Here is a 15,966-nt window from a genome sequence, read left to right on the forward strand (position 1 = left end):
CTCAATATAGATTTCTAAATTTCTTACGAATTCTTCAGTGCTTCCGCTCCGCCTACAATTTCCAAGATTTCGTTGGTAATTGCTGCTTGACGCGCTTTGTTATAGAAAATAACAAGGTCGTTTTTCAAAGCTTGAGCGTTGTCGGTTGCTTTGTGCATTGCCGTCATTCTCGCTCCGTGTTCTGATGCGATGGAATCTAAAACTGATTTGTAAACTTGCGTTTTGATTGATTTAGGAATCAACACATCAAGAATTTCTTTCGCATTCGGCTCAAAAATATAGTCGGTGTTTACACTTGAAGTTTTTTCCGCCATCTTGATTGGAAGAACTTGCTCGGTTTTCACTTCCTGAGTTGCCGCGTTGATGAATTTATTGTAGATCACAAAAACTTTGTCGAATTTCCCTTCTCTGTAATCCTTCATCACGTGTTCCATAAAGTTGGAAACCGCCTCAAAACTCATCGAATCGAAGATTGCACTTTGGTTGTCATAAACCGTTCTGTTCTTTCTAACCGCTTCGTATACTTTTTTACCAACGGAAAGAATTTCAACTTCGTGCCTTGTATTGCTGATTGCGTGGTTCAGTTCTTTAATTACAGAAGAGTTGAAAGCTCCTGCAAGTCCTTTGTTTGAAGTCACTACAATGAAAAGAACTTTCTTCACTTCTCTTTCAGCAGTATAAGTTCCTACTTCTTCCAAATCGGTTGTGGAACTTACATTTTCGATAATTTCCTGCAATTTTTCGGAGTAAGGTCTCAACATTACAATCGCATCGGTTGCTTTCTTTAGTTTCGCTGCCGAAACCATTTTCATCGCACTCGTAATCTGCATTGTAGAAGAGATTGAAGTAATTCTTCCGCGTATTTCCTTTAAATTTGCCATTCCTCAAAAAGGTTTGATATGGTTTGAAAGTCTGAAGTGGTTTGATATTGTTCAAACAAGGTCAAACAATACCAAATCCATCAAACAATTATTTTAGTTGTATTTCGAAGCTAATTCTGTAGCAGACTGCTTCAAAACATCAGTTACTGCATTGTCAATTTTTCCTGCTTTGATGGCAGACATCGTTTCTGGATGCTTAGATTTCAAGAATTCTGTATATTCTTTCATAAATTCTTTCACCTTTCTTACAGGAACGTTTCTTAACAAGTTTTCAGTTCCTGCGTAAACCATTGCAACTTGGTCTTCAACTCTTAATGGAGAGTTTACCGGCTGTTTCAAGATTTCTACGTTTTTCTCACCTTTAGTAATTACGGCAAGTGTAGAAGCATCAAGGTCGGAACCGAATTTCGCAAACGCTTCCAATTCTTTGTACTGCGCTTGGTCAAGTTTTAACGTACCAGAAACTTTCTTCATTGACTTGATCTGTGCGTTACCACCTACTCTCGATACAGAGATCCCTACGTTGATCGCAGGACGAACTCCCGAGTTGAACAAGTCGGATTCCAAGAAAATCTGTCCGTCTGTAATTGAAATTACGTTGGTTGGAATATATGCAGAAACGTCTCCCGCTTGAGTTTCGATGATTGGAAGTGCTGTTAACGAACCACCTCCTTTAACCATTGGTCTCAAAGATTCTGGCAAATCGTTCATTTGTGCAGCGATTGTGTCGTCGGCAATAACTTTTGCCGCTCTTTCCAACAATCTTGAGTGAAGGTAGAAAACGTCTCCTGGATAAGCTTCACGTCCCGGTGGTCGTCTCAAAAGTAGAGAAAGCTCACGGTAAGCAACCGCTTGTTTAGACAAGTCATCATAAATAATCAAAGCCGGTCTTCCTGTATCACGGAAATATTCACCGATTGCAGCTCCCGCCATTGGTGCATAAACCTGCATTGGAGAAGGGTCAGAAGCGTTTGCAGCTACAACAACCGTGTAAGCTAAAGCTCCTTTATCCGCCAAAGTTTGAACGATTTGTGCTACGGTAGAACCTTTTTGTCCCACTGCAACATAAATACAATATACTGGTTGACCTGCGTCGTAAAATTCTTTTTGATTCAAAATCGTGTCAATCGCAACGGTAGTTTTCCCGGTTTGACGGTCACCGATGATTAATTCTCTCTGTCCTCTTCCGATTGGAATCATGGAGTCGATTGCAACGATACCGGTTTGAAGTGGCTCATTTACCGGTTGACGGAAAATTACACCCGGTGCTTTTCTTTCAAGTGGCATTTCATAAAGGTCGCCTGTGATTGGACCTTTACCGTCGATTGGGTTTCCAAGAGTATCTACTACTCTTCCCAACATTCCTTCACCAACTTTGATTGAGGAAATTCTTTTGGTTCTGTTTACGGTATCACCTTCTTTTACCAATTTGGATTCACCAAGAAGTGCAACACCCACATTGTCTTCAGCAAGGTTCAAAACGATACCTTCAATACCGCTTTCGAATTTTACTAATTCACCGTACTGAACATTTTCTAAACCGTACACCAAAGCGATACCATCACCGATGGTCAAAACAGTTCCCACTTCTTCCACATTGCTTTGTGTGTCGAAGTTTGCCAACTGCTGTTTAAGAATTGCAGATACTTCTGCCGGATTTATTTCTGCCATTTTATGGTTGTTTTTGTCTTAATTTAATTGAAATTCTTTTTTCAGTTTGCTCAATTTGGTTCTCACTGAAGCATCCACTTGTTGGTCACCAACTCTTAAAATATATCCTCCTAAAATTTCAGGATTGATGATGGATTTCACGTCGAATTTGTTGTCGTGATTCACCAAGTTGGTTGATTTCAAGATGTTGTTGATGTTTTCATTGGAAAGTTGGGAAGCCGAAGTCAATGTAATTCTTTGAACACCGTTCATGTCTTCCACTTTATTGATGAATTCCTGTGCGATATTCTGCAACTGATTTTCTCTTCCGTGTTTGATGACCAACTGAATCAAGTTCTGCGTTACCGGAGAAAAACTTTTGAAGATTTCACCTGCAACACTGATTTTCTTTTTCACGTCGATAATCGGCGAATTGAAAAAATTCTGCAATTCCTTCGAACCCGCGATGGTTTTCACAACGTCGCCCATTTCACCAAAAACAGTAGAAGTATTTCCACTTTCCTGCGTGAAATTCAGCAAACCTTGTGCGTATCTCTTTGCTACTTTACTTGTAAGCATTTTAGTTCAAATTAGATTTGTTAAGAATATTTTCCACCAAAGTGTTGTGTGCACCGTCGTTATCCAACTTTTGCTTCAAAATCGATTCTGCGATGTTTACAGAAAGTGCACCGATTTGGTTTTTTATATCCGCCATTGCAGAAGCTTTTTCAGCTTGGATGGATTGTCTCGCTTGCTCAATCATTTTATCACCTTCCGCTTTTGCAGCATCTTTAGCTTCACCTACGATTCTGTCTTTGATTTCTCTTGCTTCCTTCAAAATATTATCACGCTCCACTTTTGCTTCACGGATGATTACTTCGTTTTCAGCCTTCAAATTCTGAACTTCCTGTTTTGCCAATTTTGCCTGATTCAAAGAATCAACGATGGTCACTTCTCTTTCGTTTACGGCATCCATAATGGGTTTCCATGCGAACTTTCTAAGAACGAAAATCAGTACTAAAAAGATAACCGACTGAATGATGAATAAACCTGATGAAAAATTTTCTAATAATCCCATAAGAGTTATAAAATAAAATTGTAATTAATTTTTGTAATTTTTTAAAAAACCACTTGCCGTAACCAACCGTTCCCGGCAAGTGATAGATTTTGCAACTTCTTAGTTTACAGCGAATAATGCAGCAAACGCAACCCCTTCTACAAGAGCCGCAGCGATCAACATCGCAGTTTGAAGTTTACCAGCTTGTTCTGGTTGTCTAGCCATACCTTCCAAAGCAGCAGCACCGATTTTACCGATACCGATACCTGTTCCGATTACTACTAAACCTGCACCAATGATTTTTGGCATTTCCATAATATATAATTTTAAAAAATTAGTCTAAACTTGTTTATTTTTACTTGTTTCTTCCTCTTTCTTAATGATGTGCTTCCTCATGGTGATGTTCCTCATTTGCCATTCCGAAGTAAACCGCAGAAAGCATCGTGAAGATATACGCCTGTAAAAACGCTACCAAAACTTCCAATAAATAAAGTACGAAAGTAAGGAACGGGAACGCAACACCTGCAATCACATTTTTAAATACGTAAATCAATCCGATCAAACTCATCACGATTAAGTGACCTGCAGACATATTCGCAAAAAGACGTATTAAAAGTGAGAAAGGCTTGATAAATAATCCTAAAAGTTCGATTGGCAACATGATCAACTTCATTGGAACAGGAACTCCCGGCATCCAAAAAATGTGCTGCCAATAATTTTTGTTCGCAGTGAATTGAGTTATGATAAACGTGATCAAAGCCAAAGCAAAAGTAATCGCGATATTTCCTGTAACGTTGATTCCGAATGGCATCAAACCAAAGATATTTAAGAATAAAATGAAGAAAAACACCGTCAATAAATAACCCATGTATTTCTTGTATTTCGGACCGATGTTTGGTTTGGCGATATCGTCTCTGATGAAAAGAATTAATGGCTCGAAAATTTTACCAACTCCCGTCGGAACTAAAGATTTCTTATAATTTCTCGCCATAGAACCGAAAATCCACAACATCAACAACGCCGTCACGATAATCATCAAAACGCTTTTGGTAATGGAAAAGTCCAATACTTTTTCGTTGGTAGCGTGGTGATGCTCATCAAGGTTGATGGTTCCGTTAGCATCTGTTTTTAAGATTTTTTCATGGAAAAGTTTGTAGTGACCACCTTTGCTTTCTGCCACTTGATCATGGTCGAACGCTGAACTCATCATGGTATGAAGTCCGTTTGCTTTATCGTAGAAAATTACAGGCAACGGAAAACCCCAATGTTTTTCAGTACCATCGGCTTTTTTCTCCACCATGATATTGAAACTGTGAGAATCTAAAATGTGGTGCTGCTTGAACGCATTAACTTCCTCTAGAGCTTTTTCTTTTTCCGAAAGCGGCGCTGCAACTTCAGTTCCGTGTTCAGGTGCGGTTGCCACTGCAGTTTCGTGCTGTGCAAATGCTGTTGAAAATGTCGATAAAAAACCTAATACAAGTACTACTCTTTTCAGCATTGATATATCTTATTTTAAAGTTTTGCAAAAATAGGACAAATTATCAGAATATAAAAGTCAAATTTTACTGATTTTTTTCATCTTTTGGATTTGTCTTTCTTAATGGAAATCAGAGGATTTAATTTTTCGTTTATATTCATTGAAACTTTTAATGATTCGTAAAAATTATTTGATTTTAATAATGAAATCAAAAACTATATCTTCAAAATATTGGGCAACAACTTATTCAGATTCTTTCTTGGAATTTTCAGCATTTGAAAAATCTTCCTTCTGAATAAGTTTCACCGAATAGAGGGTTTCCAATAAAAGTGAAATTAAGTAAGGAATGATGAAGTGCATTTTATAATTGGGAACCTCGCTTAAATTTAACTTCTTCATAATCAAGAACATTATCATCAATTTAAACATCACCAAACCCATAAAAGCGAAACCAATATAAGTCGGGTAAATCTTTTTAATAATGGAAAGAATTGTAATCACCATCATAAAAAGCATCGTGAGGAAAAGATAATATTTGATGAAAGTCGTCTCGAAACCGACCTTCAAAAGTTGCCAAATCCCGAAATGGACGAAAAACATTAAAAAATAGAGAATAATATATAAGGTGTTGTTTTTTAATTTCATTTAATGAATATTTTAAGTTTTGGCTAAAGCCGATTGAGTTTCATGATATTGAAAACGGGCTAAAGCCCGTTCCTATTGAATAATTGATTTAATTCTTATTTTTAGCTTCACCCTGAACATTTTTCAGTTGCTTCAAAAGCATATAGAAAGCGAGTCCCATTCCGAGAAAACCAACGCCGACTGTTAAAAGGTTGTTTTTAATTTCGAAATAATCGTTCAATTTTTTCCCGCCCCAAAAAGCGAATCCCATTGTTGCAAGCATTTGGAAAACTATCGCGGAATAAACGCCGTATTGACGAAGCCCGTTTTTCTCAAATTTTTCTTCGTCTTGTTTGCTGAATTCCTGTTCGGTTGGATTTTCGTGGGACATTTTTTTTGTTTTTGCAAATTTAGAATTATTTAATGAATGCAATATAAGCTAAGAAATATAGACGCAATAGTCGTAAAGAAAATTCAAAATAAAACCTCTTAAAAACACGCGAAGGCTTTTCAATTAGCAATTGAAAACGAGCGAATCAAATCCTACGATTATTGAAAATCATTTGAAAATAAAGAAACGGTGGGTTTTCAAAGTCTTACCTCGATAAGTGAAACGACTTAGCGTAGATATAATGAATAGCAACTAAACATGTCATTGCTTTCGTTGCGTGATTAAAATTCAATTTGGTTAGATTCTATTTTGTATTTTTGCAAATCTTAAATAAAAAACAATGTTCAACAGTTTACAGGATAAGTTAGATAAAGCTCTTCACAATATTTCCGGACGTGGAAAAATCACCGAAATCAACGTTGCAGAAACGGTAAAAGAAATCCGTCGTGCCTTGGTTGATGCCGATGTGAACTACAAAGTTGCGAAAGATTTAACCAAAAGAGTTCAGGACAAAGCTTTGGGACAAAATGTTCTCACAAGTTTAACTCCCGGACAGTTGATGACTAAAATTGTTCATGACGAATTGGTGGATTTAATGGGTGGAACTCACGAAGGAATCAACCTTTCCGGAAAACCGAGCGTTATTTTGATTGCAGGTTTGCAAGGTTCGGGTAAGACGACTTTCTCGGGAAAATTGGCGAATTATTTAAAACAGAAAAGAAGCAAAAAACCACTATTGGTCGCTTGTGACGTCTACAGACCGGCTGCGATTGACCAATTGAAAATTTTGGGAGAACAAACCGGAATCCCTGTTTATACAGAACCCGGAGCAACCAATCCCTCTGCGATTGCTGAAAATGCAGTGAAGTTTGCCAAAGAAAATAATCATGATGTGGTAATCGTCGATACAGCGGGACGTTTGGCGATTGATGAGCAGATGATGAATGAAATAAAATCCGTTCACTATTTCATCAAACCGAATGAAACCCTGTTCGTGGTGGATTCCATGACGGGACAAGATGCGGTGAATACGGCGAAAGCATTCAACGATGCCTTGAATTTTGACGGAGTTGTTTTGACGAAATTAGACGGTGATACTCGTGGTGGAGCTGCTTTAACCATTCGTTCCGTGGTTGAAAAACCGATTAAATTTATTTCCACGGGAGAAAAAATGGAAGCGCTTGACGTTTTCTATCCTGAAAGAATGGCGGACAGAATTCTTGGAATGGGTGACGTGGTTTCCCTTGTGGAGAGAGCGCAGGAACAATTCGATGAAGAGGAAGCAAAAAAACTACACAAGAAAATTGCCAAAAATGAGTTTGGTTTTGATGATTTCTTAAAACAAATCAATCAAATCAAGAAAATGGGAAATATGAAGGATTTGATGGGAATGATTCCGGGAGTTGGTAAAGCGATTAAAGATGTGGATATTCAAGACGATGCCTTTAAACATATTGAAGCGATTATCCATTCCATGACTCCTGATGAAAGAAGGCGACCATCCATCATCAACACCCAAAGAAAAAACAGGATTGCAAAAGGTGCGGGAAGAAAAATCGAAGACGTGAATCAGTTGATGAAACAATTCGAGCAAATGGGTAAAATGATGAAGATGATGCAGGGACCGCAAGGAAAACAGATGATGGAAATGATGAGCAAAGGAATGCCGAAAATGCCTGGAATGGGCGGAAATCTTTTTGGAAGATAATTTGAAGTACCAATTACGAAATTAGAATTAAGAAATTAACAACATGAAAATTCCCGAATTTTGCGATTCGGGATGTTTTTGATTTCTGATTTTTTTATATTAATCATAAAAAAATTCCCAACATTGTGTTGGGAATTTATTATCTTATTGATTCTGTTTACAGTTTGAAAGTTAAACCTACATTTGCGATTGAAAAAGAACTATATCCCACCTCTGCATTTAATCCAAGTGAATTTGTAAACCAGTAATGACCACCTACGTGTCCTCCATATCCTACACCACTTGATGAAGTTGAAGGAAGTCCTGAACCTCCGTCATCAAAAGATACATTCACATAACCAAGTTTTGCTCCCACATAAGCATCATATTTTGCATCATTTACAAAAACGTAATTACCAACAACACTTGCAAAAAGAAGAGTCCATTTCCAATCTTTTCCAGCCCATGCATTCGCTAGTTTTGTAGATTGATAATCAAGGGAAGCTCCCAAACGGAATTTGTCGTTTAATTGATATTCATACTGTAGTCCCATTGGTAAACCTGCCTTTGCACCACCTCCAACATAGTTACCACCGAAACCGATTTTTGCGGTAATTAATGAATTACCTGTTACTACTTGAGCCTGTGATAGCCCCATTCCAAATACTGCAAATGCAGCTGCTAAAAATAATTTTTTCATGATTAAAATATTAATTGTGCAGCAAATATAAAAAGTTTTTCCTAATTAACAAATTTTTAACAATTTTTAGAGAATTTTTTTTCAAAATACGTAAAATAACGTAGTAAAACCTTAAACCTCCAAATAATATAAATTTTCGGAGCTATTCATCTCGAAGTCTTTTCTCCTCTTTTCCGTAAGCATTGATAATTTTCCTTACTACTGGATGTCTTACAACGTCCTCTTCCGTAAGATGCACAAAACCAATTTCCTCCACATCTTTTAAAATTCGCATGGCCTCTTTCAGACCAGATTTCTGTTTCATCGGTAAATCCACCTGGCTTGGATCACCTGTGATAATAAATTTTGCGTTGGCTCCCATCCTGGTCAAAAACATCTTCATTTGAGAGTGTGTTGTATTTTGTGCTTCATCAAGTATTACAAAAGCTTCATCCAAAGTTCTACCCCTCATAAAAGCAAGGGGAGCCACTTCAATCACCTTTTTTTCTATGAAGCCTTCCAACTTTTCGTGCGGAATCATATCCCGTAACGCATCATAAAGCGGCTGTAAGTATGGATCGAGTTTTTCTCTCAAATCACCGGGAAGAAATCCCAGACTCTCTCCTGCTTCAACTGCAGGTCTTGTCAAAATAATTCTCTTAACTTCCTTATCGCGCAGAGCCCGTGCCGCCAATGCGACGCTGGTATAAGTTTTGCCAGTTCCAGCTGGTCCTATTGCGAAAACCATGTCTTTTTTTTCGGTCTCTTTAACTAATTTTTTGAGATTGGTAGTTTTGGCCTTAATGACTTTGCCATTAACGCCTTTCACAATGATATCTTGATCGAAAACCAGTTGCTTTTCGGTTTCGTCTTTAATGTTCAAAATATTCTCAACATCTTTTAAAGTAATGGAATTGTTTTTCGAAATATAGTTTACAATATCGTCAAGTTTCTGCTTTAAAACATCAAGCGCTTGCTGGTTTCCCATCGCGAAAACATAATGATCTCTTCCGGTAATTTTTAAGGTGGGAAAGCTTGATTTGAGTAGATTAAAATATTGGTTATTTACGCCGTAAAATGTTTTGGCATCAATTCCTGCAAGGTCATAATTCAGTTCAAACATCTATAATTGTATTAATTATTATTTTGCTTAAATGTATCAAATAATTTTCAAATAAATGTTTTTTACTTTTCCACATTGAGGGAAAAAATATTTTTTTGCCTTAAATTTGCCATTCACGATATTTTAGATGGCAGTTATAACTTTTACTTCAGATTACGGACTTATTGATCACAGGGTTGCTGCGGTGAAAGGTAAGGTATTAAGTCTGAAGGAAGATGTTAAAGTGATTGATATTTCCCACGATATTCAGGCATACAATCTTTTGCAAACAGCGTATGTTGTAAGAAATGCCTATTCTTTTTTTCCTGCGGGAACCGTGCACATCATTTCGGTCGACAGCTTTTACCACAAAGACCGGAAATGTATCCTTTATCAAGCGGACGGACATTATTTTATTGCAGCCGACAATGGCGTATTAAGTTTGATTTTCTATGATATCAAACCTGAAGCTGTTTACGAAATTACGCTGAACAACAGATTTGATGACGAGGTAAATTTTCCATCAACTGATATATTTGTACCCGTTGCTGTTCATCTTCAAAATGGGGGCTTACCAGAAGTTATTGGCAGAAAACTGAAAAACCCGAAACAACTTTCTTTTCCAAGAGCTGTTTTTAATGAAAGCGAAAAAATGATCATTGGTGAAATTATGTATATCGACAATTTTGGAAATGTTGTTTCAAACATAAGCAGGAAGTTTTTTGAAAAAAATGCCGTTGGTTTCCAAAGCTTTATTGTAAAATTTAGAAATCTTGCTCTGTCAAAAATTTACAATCAGTACACGGATTTGGTTTCCGATTGGAACAAGGAGCATGAATACCACGGAAAGTCTGCCGCCATTTTCAACGACGCGGGATTGTTGGAGCTTACCGTTTACAAAGGTAACAACACGAGCGGTGCGAAAAACCTATTCGGACTGAAGGTGGGAGAAAATATTTTTATAGAGTTTGAATAACAGAAGATAAAATTTTGAAATAAAACAGCCGGCTCAAGTGAACCGGCTGTTTTTTTATCTTACAAAATATATTACCTGATTACTTTTTTCGTAATGGTTTCCTTAGTAGTTACGATGCTTACAACATAAGTTCCTAAAGGGTAACCTGACAAATCAACTTTTTCTTCGTACGAACTGATTTTACCTGAGTTTTTGACTAATTTTCCTGAGGTATCAAACATTTGGTATGAAAGAATTTTCTCTTTCGACAAAATTTTGAAAATATCTTTGGAAACTTTGGTTACGCTCACGGAATTGCCGATAGTTGATTCCGAAGTAGCCAAAGTAATACAGTTGAAAGAAGCAACCCAGCCTGCACCGGTTAATCCTGCATCAGAAGTAAATCTCACGGTAATTGCACCAGTAGAATGTGTTGACTGGAATGGTCCCGGAATGGTGGTTCCGCTTAACGACGAACCATTTGCAAATCGTGGCGACGCGATTGAAGGACCGTCATAAACATTCATGAAGTCGTAACCAGCCTCTGTATCGAATTGCGTGAATGTTAATTTCAATTTATCGGAAGGATTTGCTGGGTAAAAAGTTTTTACAAAATTCTGCCCATCCTGATAATTTCCAGTTGCACCACCTGTATCGGTAAATAAAGTACCGCTGCACCAGTTTGCATCGGTAAGCAACAGCTGCTCAAAAGCAAAAGCTTGAGGACCAGAACAATCCGTTCCTACCGCAATTTTGTAGTACGTTCCATCCGTTAGATTGGTGAAATTAATGACTTTATTGGTGGTGTTCCCAGCAGTTACAACTGTTCCATCCATCTTAGAAAGCCTGTATTTCCAGCTGGTGGAAGTATTATCAACAATCGTTGCTGTTGCAGAATTGCTGGTCACGTTCGTAATGCTCATTCCTGTAACCGTTATGGCACAAGAGGTGGTACAATTTGTGCCCAAACAACCTTTTGAATTTACAGTATTTCTAATTAATGCGGCTGGTTGCGGTCCGAATCCATTCAAAAAATCAATTTTTACAGATGGGACCAAATGACAGTAACTCATTATTGTACCACCATTTGTAGGCAGCGGTGCATTACATCCTTCACTATATCCTGCAGAAGGACCACAACCGTCAATGGCTGTACTGTTTCCGTTCCATGCACAAGCGTGGGTGTGAGGTGATCCCAAACTGTGTCCCATTTCGTGGGTCATCGCCATGATCGTCCACGAGTACACCGGAACATTGGAGTAACTTAGGGAAATTCCCGAGTAAGCATGTTTGGACGTTGTACAAAGCGAATTTACGTATGCAACGCTGGTTGTCGCAGGTGAATTTACCAAATGAGCCAAATCTCCGTTGAACGTAGGTCTGTTAGTTCTAAAAGCCGCCAAATTTTGGCTGTATGTCCCGGTATAAGGATCCGCAGTAGTCCAAATGTAGATTTCACTTAAAGCCACAGTAATTGCATCGTTGTTATAAAGTGTTCCGATATTATTGTGTACTGCAGTCAACCAGTTTGTTGTAGTTGTTACGTTGCTTCCATTATCTTTGTAAGGTTGATTACACACTTCATAATAAATGCGGACACAATTATCCGTCTTTTTGGTCGTAAGCATCGCTGGATCATATTTTATTACAGGAAGCTTATTTTCTTCAATCTCGTCTGCAGCACATTTGAAGGGATTTTCTCCTTTCAGTTTGTGGTCACTGTACGATACAAAGTCTTCAGAATTTTTTGCCTTTCCTAAAATGATGTTCCCAACGTCTTTAATAGAAGTTACTCCCACCACATCATTATTAAAAAAGCTGATTGCAACCAAAGACTCCTCATCTCCCTTCACAATTCCCTGATAGTAAACACCCGGTGTATAATTTACTGAACCTTTATCGGTATTCACCTTAAAATCGCTGGTGAAAATATTGTTTTTCACTAATTCTACGGTAATGCTCTTTCCTTCAAAAGGGAAAGTCATCTCCATTGTCTCTGGCCGCTCGTTGGTAACTCTCTTAATTTCTAATTTATTGAGGTTCATTACGGTAACACCTTCTGCAGCAGATTTGTAAAGATCTTGCTTCTGCGGCGAACGATCTGTGGTAAAGAGATCGTATTTCACAAAGCTTTTGTTTTTCAGCTGTGCATTCTTAACTTTTTCTGCAATAGGCTTTAGCTCCTGCGAAAAACCAAATGCGAAAAATGCCAAACTGAAACCCAATTGGAAAATTTTCTTCATAATTTTTACTATTTAATTATTTATATTTACAAAAAAACGGATTTTTTTCGAAAATAACGGAATGATTTACAATTTTAACATTTAAATTCATTCTTCCGTTTTTGCTTAAAAAGAAATTGGTATAAATACTATCTTTGCAAATATTTCTTTTCATGCTTTACACTATAATTAAAGCGGTTCATATCATTTTTATGGTGAGCTACTTTGCGGGCATATTTTATCTCGTTAGATTGTTTGTTTATTATAAAGATACGGACGCTTTTGATGAATCTAAAAAACAAATACTGCGCGAACAATACATTTTCATGGCTCGAAGATTGTGGAACATCATCACCGTTCCCGCAGGAACAATCATGGCAGTCAGCGGATTAGCAATGATTTTTCTCAATTCAGGATTAATGAAAATGCCGTGGTTTCACCTGAAAATCACCTTTCTTGTCGGACTCGCCATTTATCATTATTGGTGTTGGAAAAAAGTGTTGCAAATCAAAAATCTTAACGGAAATCCTTTACCCATCAAAAACATTAAACTTCGGCAAGCCAACGAAATTGCAACCTTCCTTTTATTTCTTGTGGTTTTTACGGTGATCCTAAAATCAATGGTTATCGAATTATGGTGGCAATTAATCGTGGGATTTTTCGTTTTGGTATTTTTAATAATGATGACGGTAAAGTTAGTGAACAAGAAAAAACAATAAAAAATACAGGAATTGAAGTTGTTTTGTAAACTTCCCTCTTTCAACACCCATCTTCCAGCTTATTATGATTGCTATATTTAAAAAAGAACTTTGGAGTTATTTCGGTAACTGGAGCGCGTGGTTAATCATTGGTGCTTTCAGTTTGATCGGGACGCTCTTTTTATTTTTCTTCGAGAACGATTCCAATATTTTCGATATCGGAACGGCAAGTTTGCAGAGTTATTTTGTACTCGTTCCTTGGTTGTTGATGTTCATCATTCCCGCAATTTCTATGAAAACTTTGGCGGAAGAACAACAAGCAGGAACCTTGAACTGGCTTTTTTCGCAACCCTTGAAAATTTCAGAAATCGTTTTGGGAAAATTTTTGTCGGTTTGGTTGGTCGGGATTTTATGTTTGCTTCCTTCGGTGGTTTATTTGTACACCGTTTATGTTTTAGGAGTTCCGGAAGGAAATATTGATTTGGGTGCCACTTTCGGCAGTTATTTTGGACTGATTATTTTGACCGCCGCTTTTTCAGCTGTTGGAATTTTAGCTTCATCCCTTTCTCAAAACCAGATTATGGCTTATTTGCTCGGCGTTTTTCTTTGTTTCATTTTCTATTTTGGGATTGAGCAATTGGCGAGTTACAAACTTTTAGGTGGCGCTGATTATGTACTTTCTAATGTAGGATTTTATCAGCATTTTCTAGGGTTTTCCAGAGGTCTGATTGATGTGGGAGACATTTGCTATTTTCTTTTAGTCATTGGAATCTGCCTGTTTTTAGCGAAAGTTTTTGTTGAAAAGAAAAAGTAATTTTTAAGCATGAACAAAAAAAATATCATCTATATCATTCTTGCCACTCTCTTGTTGATGGGCGTTTTCAGAATATTTTCTAAACGCTTCGATTTAACTCAGGAAAAAAGATACACCCTTTCCAAATCCACCGTAAAAATTTTAGAATCCATAAAAAAACCTTTGGTTGTGGATGTTTATTTGGAAGGCGATTTCCCGGCAAGCTTCCGACAGTTGCAGAATGAAACCAAATTCATGCTCGAAGAATTTAGAAAAATTAATCCAAAAATTGACTTTAAGTTCATTGATCCCGTCAAAACCAAAATGTCGAAAGATACTTTAGCGGCTATGGGAATGCAGCCTTCGATTCTTCCCGACATGAAGGACGGGAAAATTTCCGAAATCGTGATGTTTCCTTATGCAACGCTGCAGTACAACAACTATGGAACTTCAATACCTTTAATCATCAACCAAAGCGGAATTGACGCTTCCGAACAATTGAGCAAATCCATCGAAAACTTGGAATATAATTTTGCTTCAAATATTAAATCCCTCATTGAAGAGCACAAAAAAAACATTGGCGTATTAATTAATCAAGATGAATTGCGCCCCGATGAATTCCGTGGATTTATGGAAATGGCGCTGGAAAATTACAACGCAGGACCAATTATTCCCGAAAATCAAAAGGAACTTACGGTCGCAGATGTTCCAAAACTCAACAAAATGGATGCGATCGTTATCGCAAAACCAAGAAAAGCATTTACCGATGGCGAAAAGGTAATTCTAGACCAGTATATTATGAACGGTGGAAAAACTTTGTGGATGATTGATGGGGTAAATGCTGAAATGGACACACTTTTCCACGCCAAGAAAATCATGGCTTATCCGATGGATACGAATCTTGGCGATTTCTTTTTCAATTACGGTTTGCGAATAAATCCAGGTTTGGTGAAGGACATGAAAAAATCTGCACTCATCAGAATTGTTTCCGGTGAAGTCGCTGGAAATCCCCAATACAGCAGTTTTCTTTGGCCTTATTTTCCGCTTGGAATTGCTGAAACCAAAAATCCAATCACCAAAAATTTAAACCCTGTAAAGTTTGAGTTTCCTACATCCATTGACACTTTGGGTAGAAAAAATATTAAAACCAACGTACTTTTTCAATCGAGTGAAAGGACCAATATTAAGCAAGTTCCAAATTATGTGGCTTTGGCGGAAATCGTAAAAACCGACTCTTTAAGCGAATTCGACAAACCCACTGCGCCGAAAATCTTTGCGGTAAGTCTGGAAGGTAAATTCACTTCCGTTTATGCTAATAGAAGCGAACGAAGTTCTTATCCTAATTTTAAAAGGCAAAGTCCTGAAAATAAAATGATTGTAATTGCAGACGGCGATGTTGGGAGAAACCAAATGTACAAAGGAAATCCGCTTCCTCTCGGTGAAGATTTGCTGACCAAACAATCTTATGGCAACGAACAATTTTTAAGAAACTGTCTTGATTTTCTACTCGACGATTCCAATTTAATGGAACTTCGAAACCGAAATATTGAAGCCCGACTTCTCGACCGACAAAGAATTGATGAGGAAAAAACCAATTGGCAATGGTTTAATTTGCTGCTTCCTTTAGCAATCGTCGCATTTTTGGGCGGATTGTTTTTCTGGTTGCGAAAAAGGAAATTCGGATAATAGAATTGCCACGAATAATTCTTAATCAATTAATTAGTGCATTCGTGGTAAATAAAATTCAAGA

16 protein-coding genes are annotated in these 15,966 nt (G+C 37.4%); 5 read left to right on the forward strand and 11 right to left on the reverse strand.

All coding sequences use genetic code 11. The features are described 5' to 3' along the window. Window positions 1-23 precede the first annotated feature (23 nt). From atpG to J4771_RS03635, 8 genes are all read right to left on the reverse strand, one after another. On the reverse strand, window positions 24-881 hold the full coding sequence (gene atpG, locus J4771_RS03600) for an ATP synthase F1 subunit gamma (protein ID WP_224136497.1): 858 nt from the start codon (window positions 879-881) through the stop codon (window positions 24-26). A gap of 93 nt (window positions 882-974) precedes the next feature. Further along, entirely contained in the window at window positions 975-2,552 is a 1,578-nt protein-coding gene (gene atpA / locus J4771_RS03605) for a F0F1 ATP synthase subunit alpha (protein ID WP_224136499.1), read from the reverse strand. An 18-nt stretch (window positions 2,553-2,570) separates the two neighbouring features. Beyond that, window positions 2,571-3,110 carry an ATP synthase F1 subunit delta gene (gene atpH, locus J4771_RS03610; protein ID WP_224136501.1) on the reverse strand — a complete coding sequence of 180 codons (540 nt, stop codon included), beginning with the start codon at window positions 3,108-3,110 and terminating at the stop codon, window positions 2,571-2,573. A gap of 1 nt (window position 3,111) precedes the next feature. Next, the gene (gene atpF, locus J4771_RS03615) at window positions 3,112-3,609 is read right to left on the reverse strand and encodes a F0F1 ATP synthase subunit B (RefSeq protein ID WP_224136503.1); all 498 of its coding nucleotides are present in this window, start codon (window positions 3,607-3,609) and stop codon (window positions 3,112-3,114) included. Window positions 3,610-3,708: 99 nt separating this feature from the next. Continuing rightward, window positions 3,709-3,903, reverse strand: a complete 195-nt coding sequence (gene atpE, locus J4771_RS03620; protein ID WP_224136505.1) for an ATP synthase F0 subunit C — start codon at window positions 3,901-3,903, stop codon at window positions 3,709-3,711. A gap of 61 nt (window positions 3,904-3,964) precedes the next feature. After that, complete coding sequence (atpB, locus tag J4771_RS03625; protein WP_224136507.1) at window positions 3,965-5,086, reverse strand: F0F1 ATP synthase subunit A; 1,122 nt, start codon at window positions 5,084-5,086, stop codon at window positions 3,965-3,967. A 222-nt stretch (window positions 5,087-5,308) separates the two neighbouring features. Next, on the reverse strand, window positions 5,309-5,710 hold the full coding sequence (locus J4771_RS03630; protein ID WP_224136509.1) for a hypothetical protein: 402 nt from the start codon (window positions 5,708-5,710) through the stop codon (window positions 5,309-5,311). Window positions 5,711-5,798: 88 nt separating this feature from the next. Continuing rightward, window positions 5,799-6,080, reverse strand: a complete 282-nt coding sequence (locus tag J4771_RS03635) for an AtpZ/AtpI family protein (protein WP_224136511.1) — start codon at window positions 6,078-6,080, stop codon at window positions 5,799-5,801. A gap of 340 nt (window positions 6,081-6,420) precedes the next feature. Between J4771_RS03635 and ffh the strand changes: the two genes are divergently transcribed. Then, complete coding sequence (gene ffh, locus J4771_RS03640) at window positions 6,421-7,788, forward strand: signal recognition particle protein (protein WP_224136513.1); 1,368 nt, start codon at window positions 6,421-6,423, stop codon at window positions 7,786-7,788. A 157-nt stretch (window positions 7,789-7,945) separates the two neighbouring features. Here the strand turns inward: ffh and J4771_RS03645 are convergent, their stop codons facing one another. Beyond that, window positions 7,946-8,425, reverse strand: coding sequence for a porin family protein (locus tag J4771_RS03645; RefSeq protein WP_262900186.1), 480 nt, complete (start codon window positions 8,423-8,425; stop codon window positions 7,946-7,948). A gap of 184 nt (window positions 8,426-8,609) precedes the next feature. Further along, complete coding sequence (locus tag J4771_RS03650; RefSeq protein WP_224136517.1) at window positions 8,610-9,569, reverse strand: PhoH family protein; 960 nt, start codon at window positions 9,567-9,569, stop codon at window positions 8,610-8,612. A gap of 127 nt (window positions 9,570-9,696) precedes the next feature. Between J4771_RS03650 and J4771_RS03655 the strand changes: the two genes are divergently transcribed. Beyond that, window positions 9,697-10,524 carry an SAM hydrolase/SAM-dependent halogenase family protein gene (locus J4771_RS03655; protein WP_224136519.1) on the forward strand — a complete coding sequence of 276 codons (828 nt, stop codon included), beginning with the start codon at window positions 9,697-9,699 and terminating at the stop codon, window positions 10,522-10,524. 71 nt (window positions 10,525-10,595) lie between these two features. Here J4771_RS03655 and J4771_RS03660 read toward each other — a convergent pair whose 3' ends face one another. Beyond that, window positions 10,596-12,746, reverse strand: coding sequence for a M12 family metallo-peptidase (locus tag J4771_RS03660; protein WP_224136521.1), 2,151 nt, complete (start codon window positions 12,744-12,746; stop codon window positions 10,596-10,598). A 152-nt stretch (window positions 12,747-12,898) separates the two neighbouring features. On the opposite strand from J4771_RS03660, the gene J4771_RS03665 reads away from it, so the two are divergent. From J4771_RS03665 to gldG, 3 genes are all read left to right on the forward strand, one after another. Beyond that, window positions 12,899-13,444, forward strand: a complete 546-nt coding sequence (locus tag J4771_RS03665; RefSeq protein ID WP_224136523.1) for a CopD family protein — start codon at window positions 12,899-12,901, stop codon at window positions 13,442-13,444. 64 nt (window positions 13,445-13,508) lie between these two features. Next, window positions 13,509-14,237 carry an ABC transporter permease subunit gene (locus tag J4771_RS03670; protein WP_224136525.1) on the forward strand — a complete coding sequence of 243 codons (729 nt, stop codon included), beginning with the start codon at window positions 13,509-13,511 and terminating at the stop codon, window positions 14,235-14,237. A 9-nt stretch (window positions 14,238-14,246) separates the two neighbouring features. Next, entirely contained in the window at window positions 14,247-15,902 is a 1,656-nt protein-coding gene (gene gldG / locus J4771_RS03675; protein ID WP_224136527.1) for a gliding motility-associated ABC transporter substrate-binding protein GldG, read from the forward strand. Window positions 15,903-15,966: the final 64 nt, after the last annotated feature.

This window comes from Candidatus Kaistella beijingensis (assembly GCF_020084865.1).
Lineage (GTDB): Bacteria > Bacteroidota > Bacteroidia > Flavobacteriales > Weeksellaceae > Kaistella > Kaistella beijingensis.

Coding starts and splice junctions, on each gene's coding strand:
- atpG (WP_224136497.1), bottom strand. CDS start 881: ATGGCAAATTTAAAGGAAATACGCGGAAGAATTACTTCAATCTCTTCT.
- atpA (WP_224136499.1), bottom strand. CDS start 2,552: ATGGCAGAAATAAATCCGGCAGAAGTATCTGCAATTCTTAAACAGCAG.
- atpH (WP_224136501.1), bottom strand. CDS start 3,110: ATGCTTACAAGTAAAGTAGCAAAGAGATACGCACAAGGTTTGCTGAAT.
- atpF (WP_224136503.1), bottom strand. CDS start 3,609: ATGGGATTATTAGAAAATTTTTCATCAGGTTTATTCATCATTCAGTCG.
- atpE (WP_224136505.1), bottom strand. CDS start 3,903: ATGGAAATGCCAAAAATCATTGGTGCAGGTTTAGTAGTAATCGGAACA.
- atpB (WP_224136507.1), bottom strand. CDS start 5,086: ATGCTGAAAAGAGTAGTACTTGTATTAGGTTTTTTATCGACATTTTCA.
- J4771_RS03630 (WP_224136509.1), bottom strand. CDS start 5,710: ATGAAATTAAAAAACAACACCTTATATATTATTCTCTATTTTTTAATG.
- J4771_RS03635 (WP_224136511.1), bottom strand. CDS start 6,080: ATGTCCCACGAAAATCCAACCGAACAGGAATTCAGCAAACAAGACGAA.
- ffh (WP_224136513.1), top strand. CDS start 6,421: ATGTTCAACAGTTTACAGGATAAGTTAGATAAAGCTCTTCACAATATT.
- J4771_RS03645 (WP_262900186.1), bottom strand. CDS start 8,425: ATGGGGCTATCACAGGCTCAAGTAGTAACAGGTAATTCATTAATTACC.
- J4771_RS03650 (WP_224136517.1), bottom strand. CDS start 9,569: ATGTTTGAACTGAATTATGACCTTGCAGGAATTGATGCCAAAACATTT.
- J4771_RS03655 (WP_224136519.1), top strand. CDS start 9,697: ATGGCAGTTATAACTTTTACTTCAGATTACGGACTTATTGATCACAGG.
- J4771_RS03660 (WP_224136521.1), bottom strand. CDS start 12,746: ATGAAGAAAATTTTCCAATTGGGTTTCAGTTTGGCATTTTTCGCATTT.
- J4771_RS03665 (WP_224136523.1), top strand. CDS start 12,899: ATGCTTTACACTATAATTAAAGCGGTTCATATCATTTTTATGGTGAGC.
- J4771_RS03670 (WP_224136525.1), top strand. CDS start 13,509: ATGATTGCTATATTTAAAAAAGAACTTTGGAGTTATTTCGGTAACTGG.
- gldG (WP_224136527.1), top strand. CDS start 14,247: ATGAACAAAAAAAATATCATCTATATCATTCTTGCCACTCTCTTGTTG.